We start from the raw sequence: 18383 nt of genomic DNA on the forward strand, positions 1-18383 counted from the left end.
GTCCGAGCCCGACGGATCCTGAGTCTGGAGCGAATGTGATGAGTGAGCAGCGACGGTGGTTGAAGTCCAGCCGGAGTCAGAACGGTTCGGACTGCGTTGAGGTGTCGGCGGATCTTCGTTGGGTGCGGGATTCGAAGGACCCGGCCGGGCCGGTTTTACAGGTCGACGTGCCCGCGTTCACGGCAGCGGTGAAGCTAGGTCGCTTCGACCGGCGGTGACCCGAGGCAGGTGGTCGAGCGTCCGAGCCCGACGGATCCTGAGTCTGGAGCGAATGTGATGAGTGAGCAGCGACGGTGGTTGAAGTCCAGCCGGAGTCAGAACGGCTCCGCTTGCGTTGAGGTGTCGGCGGACCTCCGCTCGATGCGGGATTCGAAGGATCCGGCAGGCCCGGTCTTACGCGTGGACGTGCCCGCGTTCACGGCAGCGGTGAAGCGAGGTCGCTTCGACCGGCGGTGACCCGGGGCGAGCGCCCGGAACCGACCGCGGGTTCCGGGCGCACCACCTCAGTCCTCGCCGGATTTCCACGGGAACGCGTAGGACATCGCGAACCCGAGCAGTCCGGTGACTCCGGCCGCGATCGTCGTCGGTTCGCCCAGCACGTCGACCGCGCCGGACACCAGCGCGGCGTTCCCGACGACGATGCCGACGGCCTGGGCGAGCACCAGCGCGACGCCGAGGACCAGGAACACGACGAGGCAGACCTTGAACACCGGCATGCTGATCCGCTGCGCTAGGACGTGGGCGGTGCGGGGCTGGTGGGATTCGGTCGACATGGTTTCCCTTTCGCTCATGCGGGAACGGGGAGCAGGCCGGTCGCGACGAGCACGCCGATGGCCAGGACGGGCAGCACGAACCAGAGGATGAGCCGCAGGAACGTGCGGGACGGGTCGACGCCTGCGATTCCGGTGGCGATGTAGATCGGCGCGGCACCGGGCGGCGACGCCCCCTCGGTCGAGGCGAAGATGAGGATGGCGGTGGCCGCGGCGCCCGGGGGTGCTCCGGCGGCGGTCAGGGCGCTGAAGGCGACGCCGCCGACCGCGGCGATGGTGGCGGTGCCGGTCAGCGGTGCCGCGATCACCACCAGCAGCAGTCCGACGACCGAGGCGACGATCCACAGTGGAGCCTCGAACCCTTCCATGATCGCGGTGAGCTGCTCGACCAGTCCCAGCTCGCCCAGGCTGGCCGCCGCCGCGAAGGCGAACAGCAGGGTGGCGCCGATGACGGCGTAGCGCGAAGCCATGTTCCCGAGGTGCGCGCTCCACTCGCGTCCCGTGCGGGGCAACCGCCGCCACGCCACGAGCAGCGTCGCGAGGATGGTGAGCACCGGGATCCACACGATCACGCTGATGTCGCCCGCCGCGTCGCCGACGCGGGATTCCAGGAACCGCACGCCGAAGTCGAGCGTCAGCACGACCGGGATCGCGATGCCCGCGTACACCAGCAGCGAGCTGAACCCCTCCTTCAACGCGATCCGCAACGGCGTGATGTCCTCCCCGGAGATCTTCGCGATCTCGAACCGGCGGACCCAGATGAACACCACGACGAACCGGTACAGCACCGTCCACAGCCCACCGGCGAAGGCCGCGACGATGAGCTGGTCCGCGCTGAGCACCGGTGCCACCGCCGCCGAACCCAGCAGCAGGAACATCGACGAGCTCGGCGGGATGGAGATCCCCAGCCCGGCGTTGCCCGCGACCAGCGCCGCCGCCAGGTCGGGCCGCCAGCGGGAGCGGATCATCCACGGGATCGTCACCGACCCGACGGAGGCGGCGATACCGGAACCGGACCCGGCGGGGCCGCCGAGCAGGGCCGCCGCCGAGGTCGACACGTACGCGGAACCTCCCCGGAGCCTGCCGAACACGGAGTTGAGCAACGTGACCTGCCGGTCGATGAGACCCAGCTCGGTCATCAGGTAGCCCATGAACACGAACGCCAGCGCGGCGAACACGACCTCCTCGGAGAGGGCTTCGTCCAGTCCCGCACGAGCGAGTTCCAGCGCGTCACCGCCGCCGAACAGGCACACGGCGACGAATCCGACGAGCATCGCCTCGCCGATGTTGCGCTTCAGAGCGGTGTTCCAGACGACGATGATCGCGATGTAGGTGATGAGTGCCCACACTGCTAATCCCACGACGAGCTCCTTCGAATCGTTGCGGGTTCACCGGGAAGGTGAGCTGATCGGACGGGCGCGTCGTCGGGACCTGCGACGGCGGCGCCGGACTTCGGTGGCCGGCTCCGGCTCAGCCGCGTTCGGCGAGCCGGTCCGCGAGCGCGAGGGTGCTGCGGGCCTTGGCGATGATGGGCGCGTCGACGAACCGCCCGTCGGGCAGTGCCAGCGCGCCCTCACCGCCGTGCTGCTCGGCCGCCGCGACGACTTCACCGGCGCGGGCGACCTCCTCGGGCGTCGGTCGGAACGCGGCCCGGATGGTGGGGACCTGGCGGGGGTGGATGGCGGAACGGCCGAACATGCCGAGGGATCTGCCGTGCGCGCAGGACGCCCGCAGGCCCGCCTCGTCGTGGACGTCGGCGTGCACCGACATCGCGACCGGGGGCAGGCCGGCCGCTGCTGCGGCCAGCACCAGCCGCAACCGGAGGTGGTCGAAGGCGCGTTCGTCCGTGATGGACAGCTCCGCCGCGAGGTCCTGCTCGCCGAGCCCGACGCCGGCGACCCGCGGGTGCGCGCAGATCGCCGCCGCGTCGGCGAGGCCGCGCGCGGATTCCAGCAGGGCCTGTACGGGTGTCGGCCGGTCGCCGAAGGCCTCGTCGACGACGGCGAGATCCCGGACGCCGTGGATCTTCGGCACCCGCACCGCGTCCAGGCCCGGTAGCTCGGCGAGCGCGGCGAGGTCCGCGCGGCCGCGTTCCGTCGCGGGATCGTTGATCCGCACGTGCAGCTCGGGGCCCGGTCTGCGCTCGGCCAGGTGCGCGCGCACGTGCTCGCGCGCGACGTCCTTGTGCTCCGCGCCGACCGCGTCCTCCAAGTCGAGGATCACGACGTCGGCGCCGCTGGCCGCGGCCTTGCCGAACCGCTCCGGACGATCACCTGGCACGTAGAGGGAGCACACCGGCGGCGTCATGCCACGACCCCGCTCTCCCGCAGTTCGGCGATGCGCTCCGCGGAGTACGACAGCTCCGCCAGCACGTCGTCGGTGTGCCTGCCCAGCGGCGGCCCCAGCCAGCGCACCTCGCCCGGGGTGTCGGAGAGCCGGAACAGCACGTTCTGCACGGTGGTGGCGCCCAGCTCCTCGTCGTCGAGTTCGACGAAGCTCCGCAGCGCCGCGTACTGCGGGTCCTGCGCCATGTCGGACACGTCGTAGACGAGGGCGATCGCGGCTTCGGCCTGCTCGAACCGGTCGACGACCTCGTCGGCGTCGCGTGCCGCGATCCAGGTGGCGACGGCCGCGTCGATCTCGTCGACGTGCTCCACCCGGCCGCGTCCGTGCGCGAACCAGGGTTGTTCGACGAGGTCCGGGCGCCCGACGAGGCGCATGACGCGCTCGGCGATGGACTGCGCGCTGGTCGAGATCGCGACCCAGCGGTCGTCCTTGGTGCGGTAGGTGTTGCGCGGCGCGTTGCTGCTGGAGCGGTTGCCGGTGCGCTCGGGGATCGTGCCCAGCATCTTGTACGCGGTCATCTGCGGGCCGAGGATGCTCACGATCGGTTCGATGATGGCCATGTCGATGACCTGGCCGCGTCCGGTCTCGTCCCTGGCCCGCAGCGCCACCATGATCGCGTAGGACATGGCGAGCCCGGCGATGCCGTCGGCCATCGCCAGCGGCGGCAGCACCGGGGGCCCGTCGGGCTCACCGGTGGAGGAGGCGAACCCGCTCATCGCTTCGGCGAGGGTGCCGAAGCCCGGGCGGTGCGACATCGGCCCGTGCTGGCCGAACCCGGTCATGCGGGCCACGACCAGCCGCGGGTTGATCTCGTGCAGTTCGGCGGGGGAGAGGCCCCAGCGCTCCAGCGTTCCCGGCCGGAAGTTCTCGACGAGCACGTCCGATTCGGCGGCGAGTTCGCGGAGGATCTGCTGGCCACCGGTGGTGGAGAGGTTCACCGCGGCGGTGCGCTTGTTCCGGGAGAGGGTCTTCCACCAGAGGCCGATGCCGTCTGCCGAGGCGCCGTGGCCGCGCGCCGGGTCACCGCGGGTCGGATGTTCGATCTTGATGACGTCGGCGCCGAAGTCCGCCAGCAGCATCGCGGCGGACGGTCCGGCGAACAGGGTGGCGGCGTCGATGACGCGTAATCCGGCAAGGCTCGTCATGGCGATGTAACTTATAAGATGCAACTTGTAAGTCAAGACCTTCGTCGTGGTCGGCCCCGGGCTGCACGGGCCGGTGCGGGAGACTGGGCGCCGGGTTTGCCGGGAAGCGAAGGATGGCGATGCAGTCAGGAGAACCGGCCGTGAACCGGCCGCCGATGAGCAAGGCGGACTACGTCTACGACGTGCTGCTGGGGGAGCTGCGCAACGCCAGCATCCCGGGCGGCACGCCGCTGAAGGCGAACTCCATCGCCGAGCGCCTCGGTGTGTCGATCACCCCGGTGCGCGAGGCGTTGCGCCGCCTGGAGAAGGACCGCCTGATCAGCTACGAGAGCCACCACGGCGCGACCGTCATCGACCTCGGCGACGACGCGCTCCGGGAGTTCTACGACGTGCGGGCCGTCGTGGAAGGCCTCGGCGCCAAGCTCGCCGCCGAGCGGATCACCGCCGAGCAGCTCGACGAGCTCCGCCGGATCCACCGCTCGATGGTCGAGGACGCCGAGCAGGGCAGGCACGAGCTGCTGGGCGAGCAGAGCCGCCGGTTCCACCTGTTGATCACCGACATCGGCGGTCCGGCGTTCCTCGGCAGGCAGGCCCGCGCCATCCGGAACAGCTACCCGGTGCCGGCGAACGCCTCGCTGTGGCTGGAACCGGAACGCGCGCGCGGCCATCTCGACGCGCACCGGATGATCATCGACGCGCTGGCGGCTCAGGACGGCGCGACCGCCGAGCGGATCATGATCGAACACGTCCGGTTCAGCGGCGGCTACCGGGCCGACCGCCAGGGCTGATCCGAAGCGACCGGAACGCGGCGGGTGCGCGGCGTGCCCGGAGAACTCCTGGCCGACGAGGTCGATCCGTGCGGCCGGACTCCGGTCCGGAGGACCTGATCCGAGCGGATCGTCGGGGGCGGCTGCGGTCGTGCGCAGGTGGGTTCTCCTGGAATACCCGCCGTCCCGGCGGTGTTCGCGGAACATGGCTGAGCGCAGTGCGTTCGAGGCCCTGTCCGAGGCCCGGGCCGAGGTGGAGGCCCGGATCGGCGCGTTGCGGCGGCAGCTGGGGGAGATCCGGGAGGTGTCGTCGTGGACCGGCGCCGATGACGAGCACGACCCGGAGGGGCAGACGATCGCGTTCGAGCGCGCCCAGGTGCAGGGGTTGCTCGACGACGCCCGGCGCGAGCTGGTGGAGCTGGACCGGGCGGCCGTGCGCGTCGAGGACGGCACCTACGGCTGCTGCGAGCGCTGCGGTGCCCCCATCGGCGACGAACGCCTCGCGGCCCTGCCCGCCGCCGCAACCTGCATCGGCTGCGCCTCCCGGGCGAGGAAGTAGCAGCGGATCGGGTTCGGTCGTGCGGCGACGGTGCGTATTCCACGGCAGGTGAGTGGCCCGTTCGGCCGACCGCGTTGAGCGGGTGGGCCACTCACCTGGAGGGGATCGTCAGGTGAGTGGGCCACTCGCCCAGTGCGGTTGGGCCGGTGGGCCACTCACCTGGGCCCGGCGGACGGCGGCATCGCGGCGGGGCTCGCGGGTGAGGCGGGCGGTGGAACCTCGGCGGCCGCGTCGTGTCGAGTCGTGCGCGGTTCGTCGCTGGAATCGTTGCGAGCACGGGAGATTTCAGTGATGCGCATCACTTGATCCGCACATTCCGCGGCGATAATGTGCTGTGTTGGCGGCATGGAATTCGACGAGATCCGTGCCGTGCTGGCCGGTTTCCCGGGGGCGAAGGTGCTGGCGGCGAACGGGGATCTGTTCGCCGTGCACGACCCGGACGGCGACTACGACGAGCATCCGACCTTCCCGTGGGCGACGCTGGTGACCTCGGACGTCTACGACTCGGCTTCGGAGCTGGACCGGCCGGGCGTGCACCGGCTCAACATCGGGTTGCCGAAGGCGCGCTTCCGCGAGCTGGTCGACGTCGACGCCGCGCACGACCTCACCGCGCTGGACGTGCTGCTGCCGCACCCGGTGTACGCGGGGCAGCACTGGCTGTGCGTGCTCAACCCGGACCGGACCTGGCCGGTGGTGCGGGGGCTGTTGGGCGAGGCGCACGAGTTCGCGGTCCGCAAGCACCGCAACAGCGCGCGGCGCCGGGAGCGGTGAACGTTCGGCCGGGGCGGGGTGGCCGATCGGCCGAGGCCCGCGGACCGTCGGCTGCGGCAGGCTGATCCGCAGAGGGGGCCGGAACCGCGCGGCCCGCCGCCCGCTGGAGGAATCCCGTGCTGCGCAAGAGCTTCCGCACCGCCCTCGTCGTGCTCCTCGCCGGGGCGCTGCTGGTGGTGCTGGCGGTGGTCCTCATCGGACCGTCGTCGATCTCCTTGCACGAGCGGGTGCTGCACGAGGAGCGCTCCCGGGATTCGGGGATCACCTACGAGTACGGCGGCGAGCGCTACTCCAGCGATCTGCGGCTGCTGCGGGTCGTGCGGCCCACCGGGGTGGTGCACGAGCTGCGCCTCGGGCCGAACGCCACGGACTACTACTACCCGGTGGTGCTCGAACTCGGCGCCGGCCGGGAGCCGCGGATCCGCGCGGTCGACTGGCTGCCGGATCGGGTGGTGGTGCGGTTCGAATCGGGGGAGTCCTTGGAAGTTCCCGCCGACAACTTCCGCAGCGTGCGCTAGGAACCCGCGGCGAGGAAGTCGCGCACCAGCCCGGACGCCGCCGCGCGGAACTCGTCGAAGTAGGCGTGCCGCGCGCCGGGCAGCACGTGCAGGGTGGCGCCCGGGATGCGCTGCGCCAGCAGCTCCGCGTTGACGACCGGGGCCAGCAGGTCCTCGTCGCCGTGCAGCACGAGGGTCGGTGCCGCGATCTCCGGCAGCCGGTCCCAGGCGTCGTGCCGCGCGCTGACCCGCAGGTGCCGTCGCGTGGCGGCGGCCGTCATGGTCGGGTCGCCGAGCACGGTGCTCTCCTCCGATGAGCCGGTCCACGCGTCGGTGTACATCAGCTCGAACAGCGCGCGCCGCCGCTCCGCGGAATCCGGGTTCAGCAGCGAGCGCCGCACCTGCTGGTCCCGTTCCACGGCGTGCTCCCCGCCGGGCGTGGTGCAGCCGAGCGCCAGGCGATCCACCAGCTCGGGCCGGTCGATGGCGAGCCACTGCGCGATCCGGCCGCCCATCGACGTGCCGTACACGTGCGTGCGGGAGAACCCGGCCGCCTGCACCACTTCGGCGGCGTCCGCGGCGAACGAGCGGGTCGTCCAGTCCGCATCCGCCGCGGTGCTGGACCCGGTTCCCCGGTAGTCGAAGGTGATCGTCCGGTAGACGTCCTCGAAGTCGGTGCGTACCCCGTCCCACCACCGCTGCGAGTTCGCCTGCCCCTGCAACAGGAGCAGTGCCGGTCCGTCGGGGTTCCCGCCGAGCCGGTAGTGCAGGCGGGCGTCGGCGAAGTCGAGTTCGGGCATGTCCGCAGTATCGTCCCCGGCTCGGCCGAAGCCGACGGTGGCCCGCGCGCCCGACGTCCGGGGTGCCGCGCACCGCGAGCCGCGCGGGGCCCCGGCCCGGCGGCGGAGTGCGGAAGTTCCCGATCCCGCGCGACTTCCCGGATTCTCCGCGCCGCTGCGGCGGGCGTCTTCCGGGCCGGGCTCGGTCAGCGGGCCGGGCCACCACTCGCGCAGGCGCTCGTCGAGGCCGGGCAGCGCCGTTGCTCCCGTCCGGCCCGAGGTGCCGGGCCGTTCCTCGGGGACACGGGCGGCGGTGGGGTCAGGCCTCGATCCAGTTGTGCCTGCGCGCGATGTCGGTCAGCTTGCGCCGCACCTGGACGATCTGCGCGGCGGTGAGGGTGGGGGCGGCTTCGAGCAGCGCTTCGGTGAGTTCGGTGCGGAACTCCGGCACCGACAGCACGTCGCACAACCCGTCGTCCTCCTGCTCGCGGCGCGGGCCGCGGGGTTCGGCGTCGGTCGCCGCCTCCAGCAGCCGCACCTGCGAGGCCTTGAGCCCGCGGTCGCCCGCTTCGATCGCGAACTCGACGCGGGCACCCGGGCGGAACAGCTGCTTGGAGTCCTGGATGTCGTTCGCGTGCACGAAGACGTCCTCACCGCCGTCGTCGGGCGCGAGGAAGCCGTAGCCGCGATCGTCGTCGAACCGGACTACCTTGCCGTTCACCATCGAGTGGACCCCCGGGAGTCGAGAACTGAGCGGATCTGGTGCGGATCGCATAGTAATGACGAGGGCGCGAGCGGCGGGAACCGGCTCCGCCGATCGGCCGCCGCGGATGGTCCTGGTGGCAGCAGCGGGACCGTATCAGTCCACAGTAGACTTACGAGTGTGAGACGCGATCACTGATGATCAGCAATGCTGATTCGATATCAGGGTTCTCGATCGTGCGGGCGGCGCTGGACCCGCGCCGCGGAGGTGAGATCATGGCGCGCGTGAGCACCCGAGCAGAGCACTCCGGGCCGGCCGAGTCGGCCGACGCCGAGACCTCGCGTCCGCCGTTGACGTTGTACCTGGTCAAGCGCCTGGAGCTGGTGATCCGCGCACTGCTCGACGACGTGCTGCGCCCGCTCGGGCTCACCACGCTGCAGTACACCGCGCTGAGCGTGCTGCAGAACAAGGGCGCGCTGTCCTCGGCGCAGCTCGCGCGCCGCTCGTTCCTGCGGCCGCAGACCATGCACGAAATGGTGCTGACGCTGGAGAAGCGCGGGTTGATCACGCGCGGGCCGGACGCGAGCAACAGGCGCGTGCTGCTGGCATCGCTCACCCAGTCCGGTTCGGATCTGCTGGCGACGTGCGCCCCTGCGGTGCAGGAGCTGGAGGACGAGTTGCTGGCCGACCTCAGCCCGGGGCAGCGCGAGACGTTCCGGGAAGGCCTGGAGCACGGCATCAGCGCGCTCGCGGCGGTGTCCGAGGTACGCCGCTCCTGAGGCTGCGCGGGAGGTTGCGCCGACCGCGTCTTGTTCCGCGCGCTGCCGTGGTGGACGATCAGGAAACCTGACTGTCAAAGTGGACGGGAGTGGGATCATGGCACTGCTGCACGACGCGGACTGGACCGGCCGGATCTTCACCGGCGGCTGGACCACCGGCACCGGAGGGGAGCCGCGGCAGGCCGTCGAGCCCGCGACCGGCGACGTCCTCGGCGAAGTCGGCCAGGCCGGGCCGCGGGACGCCGCCGAAGCCGCGAGCCGCGCCGCCGCGGCCCAGCGCGACTGGGCCGCCGCCTCCCCGTTCGACCGCGCCGCGGTGCTGACCCGCGCCGCCGCCCTGTTCGAACGGCACGCCGCCGAGATCGGCGACTGGATCGTGCGCGAATCCGGCTCCACCCGGTTCAAGACCGGCATCGAGACCGCCGCCGCCACCGCCGAGTGCACCGAGGCCGCCGCGCTGGCCACCGCCCCGCACGGCGAACTGCTGCACTCGCCGATGCCGCGGGTCAGCGTGCAGCGCCGGGTGCCCGCCGGCGTCGTCACCGTCATCTCCCCGTTCAACTTCCCGCTGATCCTGTCCATCCGCTCCGTCGCGCCCGCGCTGGCGCTCGGCAACGCGGTGCTGCTCAAGCCCGACCCGCGCACCGCGGTCTGCGGCGGCGTCGTGATCGCTCGGATCTTCGAGGAAGCGGGGCTGCCACCCGGAGTGCTGCAGCTGCTGCCCGGGGGTGTGGACGTCGGCAGCGCCCTGATCGACGCGCCGGAAGTGCGGATCGTGTCGTTCACCGGGTCCACCCCGGCCGGCCGGGCGATCGGGGCGCAGGCCGCGCGCACCTTCACCCGCACCCACCTGGAGCTCGGCGGCAACAGCGCGCTCGTCGTGCTCGGCGACGTCGACGTGCCCGCGGCCGCCTCCTGCGGCGCGTTCGGGAACTTCATCCACTCCGGACAGGTGTGCATGGCGATCGGCAGGCACCTGGTGCACGAATCCGTCTACCCGGAGTACGTCGAAGCGCTCGCCGCGAAGGCCGACGCGCTGCGGGTCGGCGACGGCTACCGGGAGGACGTGCAGCTCGGGCCGATCATCGACCGCGGGCAGCTGGACCACGCCCAGGACCTGGTGCGGCGCAGCGCCGACTCCGGCGCGCGGCTCGTCGCGGGCGGCACGCACGAGGGGCTGTTCCACCGGCCCACGGTCCTCGCCGACTGCACCGACGACACGCCCGCCTACGCCGCCGAGGTGTTCGGGCCGGTGGCCTGCGTGCGCCCGTTCGCCGACGTGGACGAGGCGGTGGCGCTCGCCGCGGACAGCGAGTACGGGTTGAGCCTCGGCGTGCTCGGCAACGACCTGGGCGAGGCGATGGCCCTCGCGGACCGGATCCCGTCCGGGCAGGTGCACATCAACGACCAGACGTTCAACGACGACGCCGGGGCTCCCTTCGGCGGTGTCGGCGCGTCCGGCTCGTCCCGGGTCGGCGGTGCGCGCGCCAACAGCGAGGCGTTCACCGAGACCCAGTGGCTCACCCTCCGCCGCCAGGCACCCGGTTACCCGTTCTGATCGGTCGGCCGGTCCGTTCGTCCCGGAGCGCGGGTGGACGGGCCGGTCAGCCGCCGTGCAGCTCGCGGACCTCCGCCTTGCGGATCTTGCCGGAGCCGGTGGTGGGCAGCGCGGCGGCGAAGCGCACCGAGCGCGGGACCTTGTACCCGGCGAGCCTGCCGCGCAGGTGCGCCAGCAGCTCCTCCGCGTCGACCGACGCGCCGTCCTCGGGGACGACCACGGCACGACCGACCTCGCCCCACCGCGCGTCCGGCACCCCGATCACCGCGCAGGCCGCGACGCCGGGGAAGCCGTGGATCTCGTTCTCCACCTCGGCCGGGTGCACGTTCTCCCCGCCGGAGATGAACATGTCCTTGATCCGGTCCACGATCCGCACGTAGCCGTCTCCGTCCACAGTGGCCACATCGCCGGAGTGGAACCAGCCGTCCCGCAGCACTTCGGCGGTCTCCGCGGGCAGTCCCCAGTACCCGGGCATCACGTTCGGCCCGCTCACCACGACCTCGCCGCGCTCGCCCGGCGCGACCTCGGTGCCGTCACCGTCGACGACGCGCACGTCGGTGAAGAACGACGGCACCCCGGCCGAGCCGATCTTGCCGGTCGTGTGCTCGCGGTCCAGCAGCAGCGCGCCGGGCGCGGCCTCGGTCATGCCGTAGCCCTGCACGAAGCTCAGTCCCCGCGCCAGGTACCGCTCGATCGTCCGGGTCGGCACCGGAGCTCCGCCGCACAGCAGCGTGCGCACGCGGGACAGGTCGGTCGCCGCCCACCGCTCGTGCGCGGCGAGCGCGTCGTACATGGCGGGCACCCCGAACATCAGCGTGATCCCGCCGCCGTCGACCGCGGCCAGCACCGCGCCCGGGTCGAACGCGGAGTGCAGCACCACCGTGCCGCCCTTGAGCAGCGTCGGCAGGCACACCATGCCGAGCGCGGCGGCGTGGAACAGGGGAGCGGTGACCAGCGCGCGCTCGTCGGCGGCCAGATCGGTCTCCACCAGCACGTTGACGCAGTTCCAGGTGAGGTTCCCGTGCGTGAGCACCACGCCCTTCGGGCGCCCGGTGGAACCGGAGGTGTACATGATCAGGCACGGGTCGTCCGGGTGCACCGGCTGGTCCACCCGGTCCGGTTCGCCCGCCAGCTGCACGCGGCCGGCGGGATCGACCGGAACGCGGCGGGCATCGGTGGCGAGCGCCGCGGCGGTGGCGGCGTGCTCGGCGGTGTGCACCAGCAGCACCGGCGCCGCGTCGGCGAGCACCACGTCCAGTTCCGGTGCGGTGAGCCGGAAGTTCAGCGGTACGAACACCGCGCCGATCCGGCCGCAGGCGAACAGGACCTCCAGGTACGCCGGATGGTTCGGCCCCAGGTAGGCCACCCGGTCGCCTTGCCGGACGCCGGCGCGGCGCAGCCCGTGCGCGAGCCGCCGCACCTGCTCGGCGAGTTCGGCGTAGCTGGTGGCGCGATCGCCGTGGCGCAGGGCGATGCGGTGCGGTGTCATCCTGGCCCGCCGATCGGGCCAGGAGCCGAGCCCCTGGTTTCGCAACGGTGCACCTTTCGCCGAGCGCCCGCCGGGCGCGTCAGGAGGATCTCGCGCCACGGCGGGCGAGTGCTACCTGCTGGAGTCGAACGAGCCCAGTCCCGGGCGGTGGGTCTTCTCGTCCAGGAACCGGCTCAGCCCTTGCGCGCGCGCCCCGGCCTGGTCGGCGAACTGGGACTGGTCGAGCTTGGCGTAGAGGTAGTCCTCGGACTGGTCCCACGGCATGTCCGCGGCGACCTTGTAGCCGACCTTCGCGGCGTGCAGCACCACCTGGTTCATCCCGGCGAGCTTGATCGCGAGTTCCCGGGTCCGCTCCCGCAGCCGTTCGGCGGGCACCGCTTCGTTGACCAGTCGCATCCGCGCGGCCTCGGTGCCGTCGAAGGGCTCGCCGGTGAGGATGTGGTAGAGCGCGTCGCGCTGGCTGACGGTGGCGGCGAGCGCCCTGCTGACGACGCCACCGGGTGGAATTCCCCAGTTCACCTCGGAAAGGCCGAACTTGGCCCGCTCGTCGGCGATAGCGAGGTCGCAGGCGACGAGCGGGGTGAAGGCGCCGCCGAAGCACCAGCCGTTGACCATCGCGATGGTCGGCTTGATCCAGTGCGCGAGCCGCTTCCACTGCCATTCGGCGCTGGCGCGGCGGACCTTGGTCTGCACGGCGGTGCTGCCGGTGGCGTCGACCTCGCGGAAGTACTCCTTGAGGTCCATGCCCGCGGAGAACGACTCACCGGCACCGGTCAGCACCAGCACCCGGCAGCGGTCGTCGCCTTCGAGGTGGTCGAGCACGCGGACCATCTCGTCGTTGAGCGCCGGGTTCATCGCGTTGCGCTTGTCCGGGCGGTTGAGCGTCACCCAGGCGATGCCCTCGTCGAACTCCACCAGGACGGTGTCGCCCCACGGTTCGGGTGCTCCGGGCCGCTGTTCGTGGTCCACCGCTGCGCTCATCCGCCACCTCACATGAATCAGGGTTCCTGATTAAGGTGTAGCAGCGCGGCGGAGCGGCGGTCAAGGTCGGCTCCGGCCTGCGCCGTGGTCAGGATCACGCTCGCGGGTCGGTGGCGCGGGTCCGCGGCCGCGATCGCGTCGTTTCGTGCAGAAATTGCTTTCCCGGAAGATGTCCGAATCGGGTCCACAAAGGACATCCGGCCGCCGGTCGCCGCCGAGGCCTTGATCGACTGCCGGGCTGCGGCTGTAATCAGCCGCGAACTCGGGCCGCCGCACCGGCCCGGCGACCCCGGCCCCGCCGGGATCGCGCCCAGGTGCGGACACGCGTGCCCGCGCCCAGCGCTAAGGAAGCAGATGACGGTTCCCGACCAGCAGGCGGCCACCCGGCCGGACCCGGTGCAGACCGAGGTGCTCATCATCGGATCCGGCCCCGCGGGCGCGTCCGCGGCGCTGTTCCTGTCCACCCTCGGCGTGGACAACGTGATGGTCACCAAGCACCGGTGGACCGCGAACACCCCGCGCGCCCACATCACCAACCAGCGCACCATGGAGATCTTCCGCGACGTCGGCGTCGAGGAGCAGGTGATCGCCGAGGCCACGCCGCACGAGCTCATGGGCGACACCGTCTTCTGCACCGCCATCGCCGGGGAGGAGCTCGGCCGCATCCGCACCTGGGGCACCCATCCCGCGCGGCACGCCGACTACGAACTCGCCTCCCCGTCGTGGAACTGCGACATCCCGCAGACCTACCTCGAACCGATCCTGGTCGAGAACGCCACCAAACGCGGGACCCAGACCCGGTTCGCCACCGAGTACCTGTCGCTGCGGCAGGACGCCGACGGCGTCACCGCGCGCGTCCGCGACCGGTTCACCGGCCAGGAGTACGACATCCGGGCGAAGTACCTGATCGGCGCCGACGGCGCGCGGTCCCGGGTCGCCGCCGACGTCGAGCTGCCGATGCGCGGCGAGCTCGACATCGCCGGGTCGCTGAACATCACCTTCACCGCCGACCTCGCCGAGCACGTCGCGCACCGCCCCTCGGTCCTGTACTGGGTGGTGCAGCCCGGCACCAACGTCGGCGGCATCGGCACCGGCGCGGTGCGGATGGTCCGGCCCTGGAACGAGTGGATGATCGTCAGCGGCTACGACGTGCGCGGCGAACCACCGGTGCTCGACGAGGCGGGTGCCACCGCCATCGTGCGCAAGCTGCTCGGGCTGCCCGAACTGGACGTCGAGATCACCGGAACCTCGTTGTGGGGCAACAACGAGCAGTACGCGACCCGGTTGCAGTCCGGCCGGGTGTTCTGCGCCGGGGACTCGGTGCACAAGCACCCGCCGAGCAACGGCCTCGGCTCCAACACCTCCGTGCAGGACTCCTACAACCTCGCCTGGAAGCTCGCCGCCGTGCTGCGCGGGCAAGCGGGGGAGCGGCTGCTGGACAGCTACACGGCCGAGCGCGCCCCCGTCGCCGAGCAGATCGTGCTGCGCGCCAACAAGTCCGGTCGCGAGTTCGCGCAGTTCTTCGAAGCGCTCGACATCGCCGAGCCCGGCCCGGAGGAGCAGCTGCTCGCCAACATGGAGCAGCGCAAGGACGCCACCCCGGACGGCGCCGCCAAGCGCGCGGCGCTGCAGCGCGCGATGGAGGTCAAGGACTACGAGTTCAACGCGCACGGCGTCGAGATGGGCCAGTTCTACGAATCCGGCGCCGTGGTCTCGGACGGTTCCACCCGGCCCGAGCCGGACCGCGATCCCGAGCTGTACTACCAGCCCTCGACCGTTCCCGGCTCGCGGCTGCCGCACGCGTGGGTCGGGGATCGCTCCCGCCGGTACTCCACCCACGACCTCGCGCCCGCCACCCGCTTCACGCTGCTCACCGGCATCACCGGGCAGGCGTGGAAGGACGCCGCGGACAAGGTCGGGCACGAACTGGGCGTGCCGGTCGAGGCGGTGGTGATCGGGCCGGGCCGCGAGGTCACCGACCTGTACTTCGACTGGGCGCGGCTGCGGGAGGTCGACGAGGACGGGGTGCTGCTGGTGCGGCCGGACAAGCACATCGGCTGGCGCGCGCACCGGTTGCCCGCCGATCCGGAGGCGGCGCTGCGCGACGCGCTGCGCGCCATCCTCGCCCGGTGAGCGCTCGTCCCGGCTGAGCGGGGCGCGGGAACCCGGTTCGCGCCGGATTCCCGCGCCACCGCGGGGAATCACTCCTGCATGGACTTGGCGAGCTCGCCCGCGATGCGCAGGTCCAGCCCCAGCTGCTCGCGCAGCAGCCGCACCACTTCGAGCTCCGCCTTGTGCTCGATCAGCGGCCGCAACCGCTCCGCCAGCTGCGGTTCGCGCTCGCGCAGGTCCCGTACCACCTCGGCGTAGCTCGTGGGGTGCTCGTGCTCGGCGAGCCGGTCCACCAGCAGCTTGCCCTGCAGCAGCGACACCGCGGGGATCGCTTCGCGCAGCACCTTCACCGCCTGCACCCGGTCGTCGGCGCGCACCAGCTCCCGCACCGCCTGCTGGATGTCCGCGGCCACCGGAATCGCCCACAGCAGCTCGCGCTGGCGCGGGGCGCTGAAGCCCTGCCGCCACCGCAGCCACTTGCTCAGCAGCACGAGCACCAGGGCGATTCCCAGCAGCACCAGCACGAGCACGAACACGACGCGCATCGGATCGGTCGGCGCGGCCTGCGCGACCGCGGGCGGCGCACCGGCGACGGCGCCGGACGCGAGGAAGATCGGCATGATCCGGATCATGCCCGAGCGCGTTCCACGGCGGCGGAACGGGTCCCGCCCGCTGGTCCGATCGCGCCGGGGTTCGACGACCGGACGGGGGAGCGCGGCGCCGTTGGACCGGGTGCGGCCGTTCCTCGCGGCTCGCGGTCGCCGAGCCGAGCGCCGCGGATGCCGCGGGCTCGCGGCGGTCTTCTCGCCCGGATGGTGTCATCTCCCGTGGTGGAATCGGGAAATCGGCCCCGGAGCGCGGAGGTCCCGCCTCCGCCGCAGCACGAGCTGAGAGCGTCAGCGGTGCCCGAGTCCGTTGATGAGCAGGGTGATCGTGAAGTCGAACCGGTCGTGCCCGGCCCCGCCGGTGAGCTCCGCGGCGTGCCGCGTGGTGTGCGGGAAGTCCGCGGCGGGCAGCGCGGTGAGCCTGCGCCGCAGCTCCTCCCGGTCCAGCACCCACGCGGCGTCCTCGTGCACGGCCTTGCGCTGCGCGATCGACCTCTCCAAGCAGTAGGCCGCCACGTACAGCACCAGCGCGTCGACGGCCCAGGCCGCGTCCTGCGGGGACGCGCCACCGGCGAGCGCGAGGGCCAGCAGGCCTTCGCCGACCCGCGCCACCTGGCGGTCGGTGGGGGCCGCGGCGAGCGCGGCGCGGGAGAGCCCCGGGTACTTCAGGTACTGGTCGCGCAGCTGGGCGCAGACATCGCGCAACTGGTCCCGCCACGCGTCCGGGGCGGGTTCGGGGAGTGCGATCTCGGCGCACAGCCGTCCGATGAGCAGCTCGTCCAGGTCGGCCTTGTTGACCACGTGGGCGTAGAGCGAGGCGGGTCCGGTGTCGAGCGCGGCCGCCACCCGCCGCATGGTCAGCGCTTCGTAGCCGTCCGCGGCGACCAGGCCGAGCGCGGTGTCGACGACCTGCTCCACGGTGATCGGGAGCGCGCGGCGCCGGGGTGCGGGATCGGTGCCGCCCGGCTCGGACGGCTGGTGGCGCGCCGCGCGCCGGTCTCTCGGGTTCACCCGGTCACCCTAGCTTGACGCGAACACCGTTCGTACGTAGAACGATGTTCGTGACTGAACCTGATGCGGACGTCGTGGTGGTCGGAGCCGGACCGGTGGGACTGGTGCTCGCCGCGGAACTGGCGCTCGCCGGAGCCGCGGTGCTGGTGCTGGAGCGGCGCACCGAACCGGACGAGGCGATGAAGGCCGCCGCCATCAACGTGCCCACCGCCGAAGCCCTCGACCGCCGCGGCCTGCTCCCCGCCGCCCGGCAGGTGCAGCGGGAGGTGCGCGCGCGGACCGGCGCCCCGGTGCTGAGCGGCGCGCGGTTCACCGGGCACTTCGCCGGCGTCGTCCTCGAACCCGACCTGGTGGACTGGACGAGTCCCGGGCTCGCCGCGCACCGCGCCGCCGCGGACACCTGGCTGGTGCCGCAGCGCGAACTGGAACGGCTGCTGGCCGACCACCTGGCACGGATCGGCGTGCCGGTGCGCCGCGGCGTCGAGGTCACCGAACTCGCGGACACCGGAGGCGAAGTGCTCCTCGGCACCACCGCCGGGCCGGTCCGGAGCCGGTGGGCCGTCGGGTGCGATGGTGGTCGGAGCACGGTCCGCCGCCTCGCCGGCATCGATTTCCCCGGCACCGACCCGGAATTCACCGGCTACCTGGCCGTCGCCGACATCGCCGAGCCCGAGCTGCTCGCCGAGGGGTGGACCTGGACCGACCGCGGCGTGTACCGGTGCGGCCCGCAGCCCGGGCGGATCACCACCGCCGAGTTCGACGGCGGCCCCGCCGACCGCACCGCACCCGTCGAACTCGCCGACGTGCAGGCCAGCCTGCGGCGGATCTCCGGCACCGACGTCACGCTCACCGCGCTGCACGGCCCGGCGACCCGCTGGAGCGACAACGCCCGGCAGGCCGCGACCTACCGCTCCGGCCGGGTCCTGCTGGCGGGCGACGCCGCGCACGTGCACCCGCCGTTCGGCGGGCAGGGGCTCAACCTCGGCGTCGGGGACGCGATGAACCTCGGCTGGAAGCTCGGCGCCGTCGTCGCCGGGTGGGCGCCGGACGGGCTGCTGGACGGCTACGACGCGGAACGCCGCCCGCTCGGCGCCCGGGTGCTGGACTGGACGCGGGCGCAGACCGGGATGCTGCGCGGCGACCCGAAGTCCGCCGCGCTCCGCGAGGTCGTCACCGCGCTGCTGCGCACCCGCGACGGCGCGACCTGGGCCGTGGAGCGCAGCTCCGGCGTCGCGCAGCGCGTCGAGCTGCCGGGCGAGCACCCGCTGCTCGGCCGGTTCGCCCCGGACCTGCCGCTGGCGGACGGGACGCGGCTGGTGGACCACGGGCACGACGGCGGGTTCCTGCTGCTCGACCGCACCGCGGACGGCGAGTTCGCCGGGTTCGCCGAGCCGTGGGCCGGGCGGGTGCGCGCGGTCCCGGACGCGCCCGGCCGACCGGCTGTGCCCGGCCGACCGGCTGTGCCCGGCCGACCGGCTGTGCCCGGCCGACCGGCTGTGCCCGGCCGACCG

The 18383-nt window shown here is 72.5% G+C and carries 20 protein-coding genes; 10 read left to right on the forward strand and 10 right to left on the reverse strand.

Annotation, left to right across the window (positions count from 1 at the left end):
- The coding region (locus AC29IT_RS28605; protein WP_488220769.1) for a DUF397 domain-containing protein at window positions 1–218 on the forward strand (218 nt) is incomplete at its 5' end.
- Between the two features lie 58 nt (window positions 219–276).
- On the forward strand, window positions 277–456 hold the full coding sequence (locus tag AC29IT_RS28610; protein WP_488220782.1) for a DUF397 domain-containing protein: 180 nt from the start codon (window positions 277–279) through the stop codon (window positions 454–456).
- 47 nt (window positions 457–503) lie between these two features.
- On the opposite strand, the gene AC29IT_RS28615 is transcribed toward AC29IT_RS28610, so the two are convergent.
- From AC29IT_RS28615 to AC29IT_RS28630, 4 genes are all read right to left on the reverse strand, one after another.
- Complete coding sequence (locus AC29IT_RS28615; RefSeq protein WP_488220770.1) at window positions 504–791, reverse strand: hypothetical protein; 288 nt, start codon at window positions 789–791, stop codon at window positions 504–506.
- Window positions 788–2131, reverse strand: coding sequence for a TRAP transporter large permease subunit (locus AC29IT_RS28620; RefSeq protein WP_488220771.1), 1344 nt, complete (start codon window positions 2129–2131; stop codon window positions 788–790). The genes AC29IT_RS28615 and AC29IT_RS28620 overlap by 4 nt, the downstream gene beginning before the upstream one ends.
- A gap of 109 nt (window positions 2132–2240) precedes the next feature.
- A complete protein-coding gene (locus tag AC29IT_RS28625; RefSeq protein ID WP_488220772.1) occupies window positions 2241–3077 on the reverse strand; it encodes an HpcH/HpaI aldolase/citrate lyase family protein in 837 nt (278 codons plus the stop codon).
- Window positions 3074–4261 carry a CaiB/BaiF CoA transferase family protein gene (locus AC29IT_RS28630; RefSeq protein WP_488220783.1) on the reverse strand — a complete coding sequence of 396 codons (1188 nt, stop codon included), beginning with the start codon at window positions 4259–4261 and terminating at the stop codon, window positions 3074–3076. Before AC29IT_RS28630 ends, AC29IT_RS28625 begins: the two co-directional genes overlap by 4 nt.
- A gap of 119 nt (window positions 4262–4380) precedes the next feature.
- Here AC29IT_RS28630 and AC29IT_RS28635 point away from each other — a divergent pair, with 119 nt between their 5' ends.
- The 4 genes from AC29IT_RS28635 to AC29IT_RS28650 all read left to right on the forward strand — a co-directional run bounded on the left by AC29IT_RS28635 (window position 4381) and on the right by AC29IT_RS28650 (window position 6876).
- Entirely contained in the window at window positions 4381–5049 is a 669-nt protein-coding gene (locus AC29IT_RS28635) for a GntR family transcriptional regulator (RefSeq protein WP_488220773.1), read from the forward strand.
- 184 nt (window positions 5050–5233) lie between these two features.
- A complete protein-coding gene (locus AC29IT_RS28640) occupies window positions 5234–5587 on the forward strand; it encodes a TraR/DksA family transcriptional regulator (RefSeq protein ID WP_488220774.1) in 354 nt (117 codons plus the stop codon).
- A gap of 345 nt (window positions 5588–5932) precedes the next feature.
- On the forward strand, window positions 5933–6358 hold the full coding sequence (locus AC29IT_RS28645; RefSeq protein ID WP_488220775.1) for a DUF6194 family protein: 426 nt from the start codon (window positions 5933–5935) through the stop codon (window positions 6356–6358).
- A gap of 116 nt (window positions 6359–6474) precedes the next feature.
- Window positions 6475–6876 (forward strand): hypothetical protein, encoded by a 402-nt coding sequence (locus AC29IT_RS28650; RefSeq protein WP_488220776.1) that lies wholly within the window; start codon window positions 6475–6477, stop codon window positions 6874–6876.
- On the opposite strand, the gene AC29IT_RS28655 is transcribed toward AC29IT_RS28650, so the two are convergent.
- Both AC29IT_RS28655 and AC29IT_RS28660 read right to left on the reverse strand, forming a co-directional pair.
- Entirely contained in the window at window positions 6873–7655 is a 783-nt protein-coding gene (locus AC29IT_RS28655) for an alpha/beta fold hydrolase (RefSeq protein WP_488220777.1), read from the reverse strand. The genes AC29IT_RS28650 and AC29IT_RS28655 overlap by 4 nt on opposite strands.
- 298 nt (window positions 7656–7953) lie before the next feature.
- On the reverse strand, window positions 7954–8358 hold the full coding sequence (locus AC29IT_RS28660) for a cold-shock protein (protein WP_488220778.1): 405 nt from the start codon (window positions 8356–8358) through the stop codon (window positions 7954–7956).
- A 251-nt stretch (window positions 8359–8609) separates the two neighbouring features.
- On the opposite strand from AC29IT_RS28660, the gene AC29IT_RS28665 reads away from it, so the two are divergent.
- Window positions 8610–9116, forward strand: a complete 507-nt coding sequence (locus tag AC29IT_RS28665; protein ID WP_488220784.1) for a MarR family winged helix-turn-helix transcriptional regulator — start codon at window positions 8610–8612, stop codon at window positions 9114–9116.
- A 97-nt stretch (window positions 9117–9213) separates the two neighbouring features.
- Window positions 9214–10674, forward strand: coding sequence for an aldehyde dehydrogenase family protein (locus AC29IT_RS28670; protein WP_488220779.1), 1461 nt, complete (start codon window positions 9214–9216; stop codon window positions 10672–10674).
- A gap of 46 nt (window positions 10675–10720) precedes the next feature.
- Here AC29IT_RS28670 and AC29IT_RS28675 read toward each other — a convergent pair whose 3' ends face one another.
- Both AC29IT_RS28675 and AC29IT_RS28680 read right to left on the reverse strand, forming a co-directional pair.
- The gene (locus AC29IT_RS28675; RefSeq protein WP_488220780.1) at window positions 10721–12208 is read right to left on the reverse strand and encodes an acyl-CoA synthetase; all 1488 of its coding nucleotides are present in this window, start codon (window positions 12206–12208) and stop codon (window positions 10721–10723) included.
- A 66-nt stretch (window positions 12209–12274) separates the two neighbouring features.
- On the reverse strand, window positions 12275–13144 hold the full coding sequence (locus AC29IT_RS28680; RefSeq protein WP_358433231.1) for a p-hydroxycinnamoyl CoA hydratase/lyase: 870 nt from the start codon (window positions 13142–13144) through the stop codon (window positions 12275–12277).
- A gap of 354 nt (window positions 13145–13498) precedes the next feature.
- On the opposite strand from AC29IT_RS28680, the gene AC29IT_RS28685 reads away from it, so the two are divergent.
- Window positions 13499–15277: an FAD-dependent oxidoreductase gene (locus AC29IT_RS28685; protein ID WP_358433233.1), complete on the forward strand. Its 1779-nt coding sequence runs from the start codon at window positions 13499–13501 to the stop codon at window positions 15275–15277.
- Window positions 15278–15345: 68 nt separating this feature from the next.
- On the opposite strand, the gene AC29IT_RS28690 is transcribed toward AC29IT_RS28685, so the two are convergent.
- Together AC29IT_RS28690 and AC29IT_RS28695 are read right to left on the reverse strand one after the other, a co-directional pair.
- Entirely contained in the window at window positions 15346–15876 is a 531-nt protein-coding gene (locus AC29IT_RS28690; RefSeq protein WP_358433236.1) for a hypothetical protein, read from the reverse strand.
- Window positions 15877–16152: 276 nt separating this feature from the next.
- The gene (locus AC29IT_RS28695) at window positions 16153–16872 is read right to left on the reverse strand and encodes a TetR/AcrR family transcriptional regulator (protein WP_358433238.1); all 720 of its coding nucleotides are present in this window, start codon (window positions 16870–16872) and stop codon (window positions 16153–16155) included.
- Window positions 16873–16922: 50 nt separating this feature from the next.
- Between AC29IT_RS28695 and AC29IT_RS28700 the strand changes: the two genes are divergently transcribed.
- A partial coding sequence (locus AC29IT_RS28700; RefSeq protein WP_488220781.1) for an FAD-dependent monooxygenase occupies window positions 16923–18383 on the forward strand: 1461 nt, incomplete at its 3' end.

The sequence above is a fragment of the Saccharopolyspora sp. MMCC62 genome, from assembly GCF_057736575.1.

Excerpts from the sequence above, each read along its gene's own strand:
- AC29IT_RS28610 (WP_488220782.1), top strand. The coding sequence starts at position 277 with ATGAGTGAGCAGCGACGGTGGTTGAAGTCCAGCCGGAGTCAGAACGGC.
- AC29IT_RS28615 (WP_488220770.1), bottom strand. The coding sequence starts at position 791 with ATGAGCGAAAGGGAAACCATGTCGACCGAATCCCACCAGCCCCGCACC.
- AC29IT_RS28625 (WP_488220772.1), bottom strand. The coding sequence starts at position 3,077 with ATGACGCCGCCGGTGTGCTCCCTCTACGTGCCAGGTGATCGTCCGGAG.
- AC29IT_RS28630 (WP_488220783.1), bottom strand. The coding sequence starts at position 4,261 with ATGACGAGCCTTGCCGGATTACGCGTCATCGACGCCGCCACCCTGTTC.
- AC29IT_RS28635 (WP_488220773.1), top strand. The coding sequence starts at position 4,381 with ATGCAGTCAGGAGAACCGGCCGTGAACCGGCCGCCGATGAGCAAGGCG.
- AC29IT_RS28640 (WP_488220774.1), top strand. The coding sequence starts at position 5,234 with ATGGCTGAGCGCAGTGCGTTCGAGGCCCTGTCCGAGGCCCGGGCCGAG.
- AC29IT_RS28645 (WP_488220775.1), top strand. The coding sequence starts at position 5,933 with ATGGAATTCGACGAGATCCGTGCCGTGCTGGCCGGTTTCCCGGGGGCG.
- AC29IT_RS28655 (WP_488220777.1), bottom strand. The coding sequence starts at position 7,655 with ATGCCCGAACTCGACTTCGCCGACGCCCGCCTGCACTACCGGCTCGGC.
- AC29IT_RS28660 (WP_488220778.1), bottom strand. The coding sequence starts at position 8,358 with ATGGTGAACGGCAAGGTAGTCCGGTTCGACGACGATCGCGGCTACGGC.
- AC29IT_RS28670 (WP_488220779.1), top strand. The coding sequence starts at position 9,214 with ATGGCACTGCTGCACGACGCGGACTGGACCGGCCGGATCTTCACCGGC.
- AC29IT_RS28680 (WP_358433231.1), bottom strand. The coding sequence starts at position 13,144 with ATGAGCGCAGCGGTGGACCACGAACAGCGGCCCGGAGCACCCGAACCG.
- AC29IT_RS28685 (WP_358433233.1), top strand. The coding sequence starts at position 13,499 with ATGACGGTTCCCGACCAGCAGGCGGCCACCCGGCCGGACCCGGTGCAG.
- AC29IT_RS28690 (WP_358433236.1), bottom strand. The coding sequence starts at position 15,876 with ATGCCGATCTTCCTCGCGTCCGGCGCCGTCGCCGGTGCGCCGCCCGCG.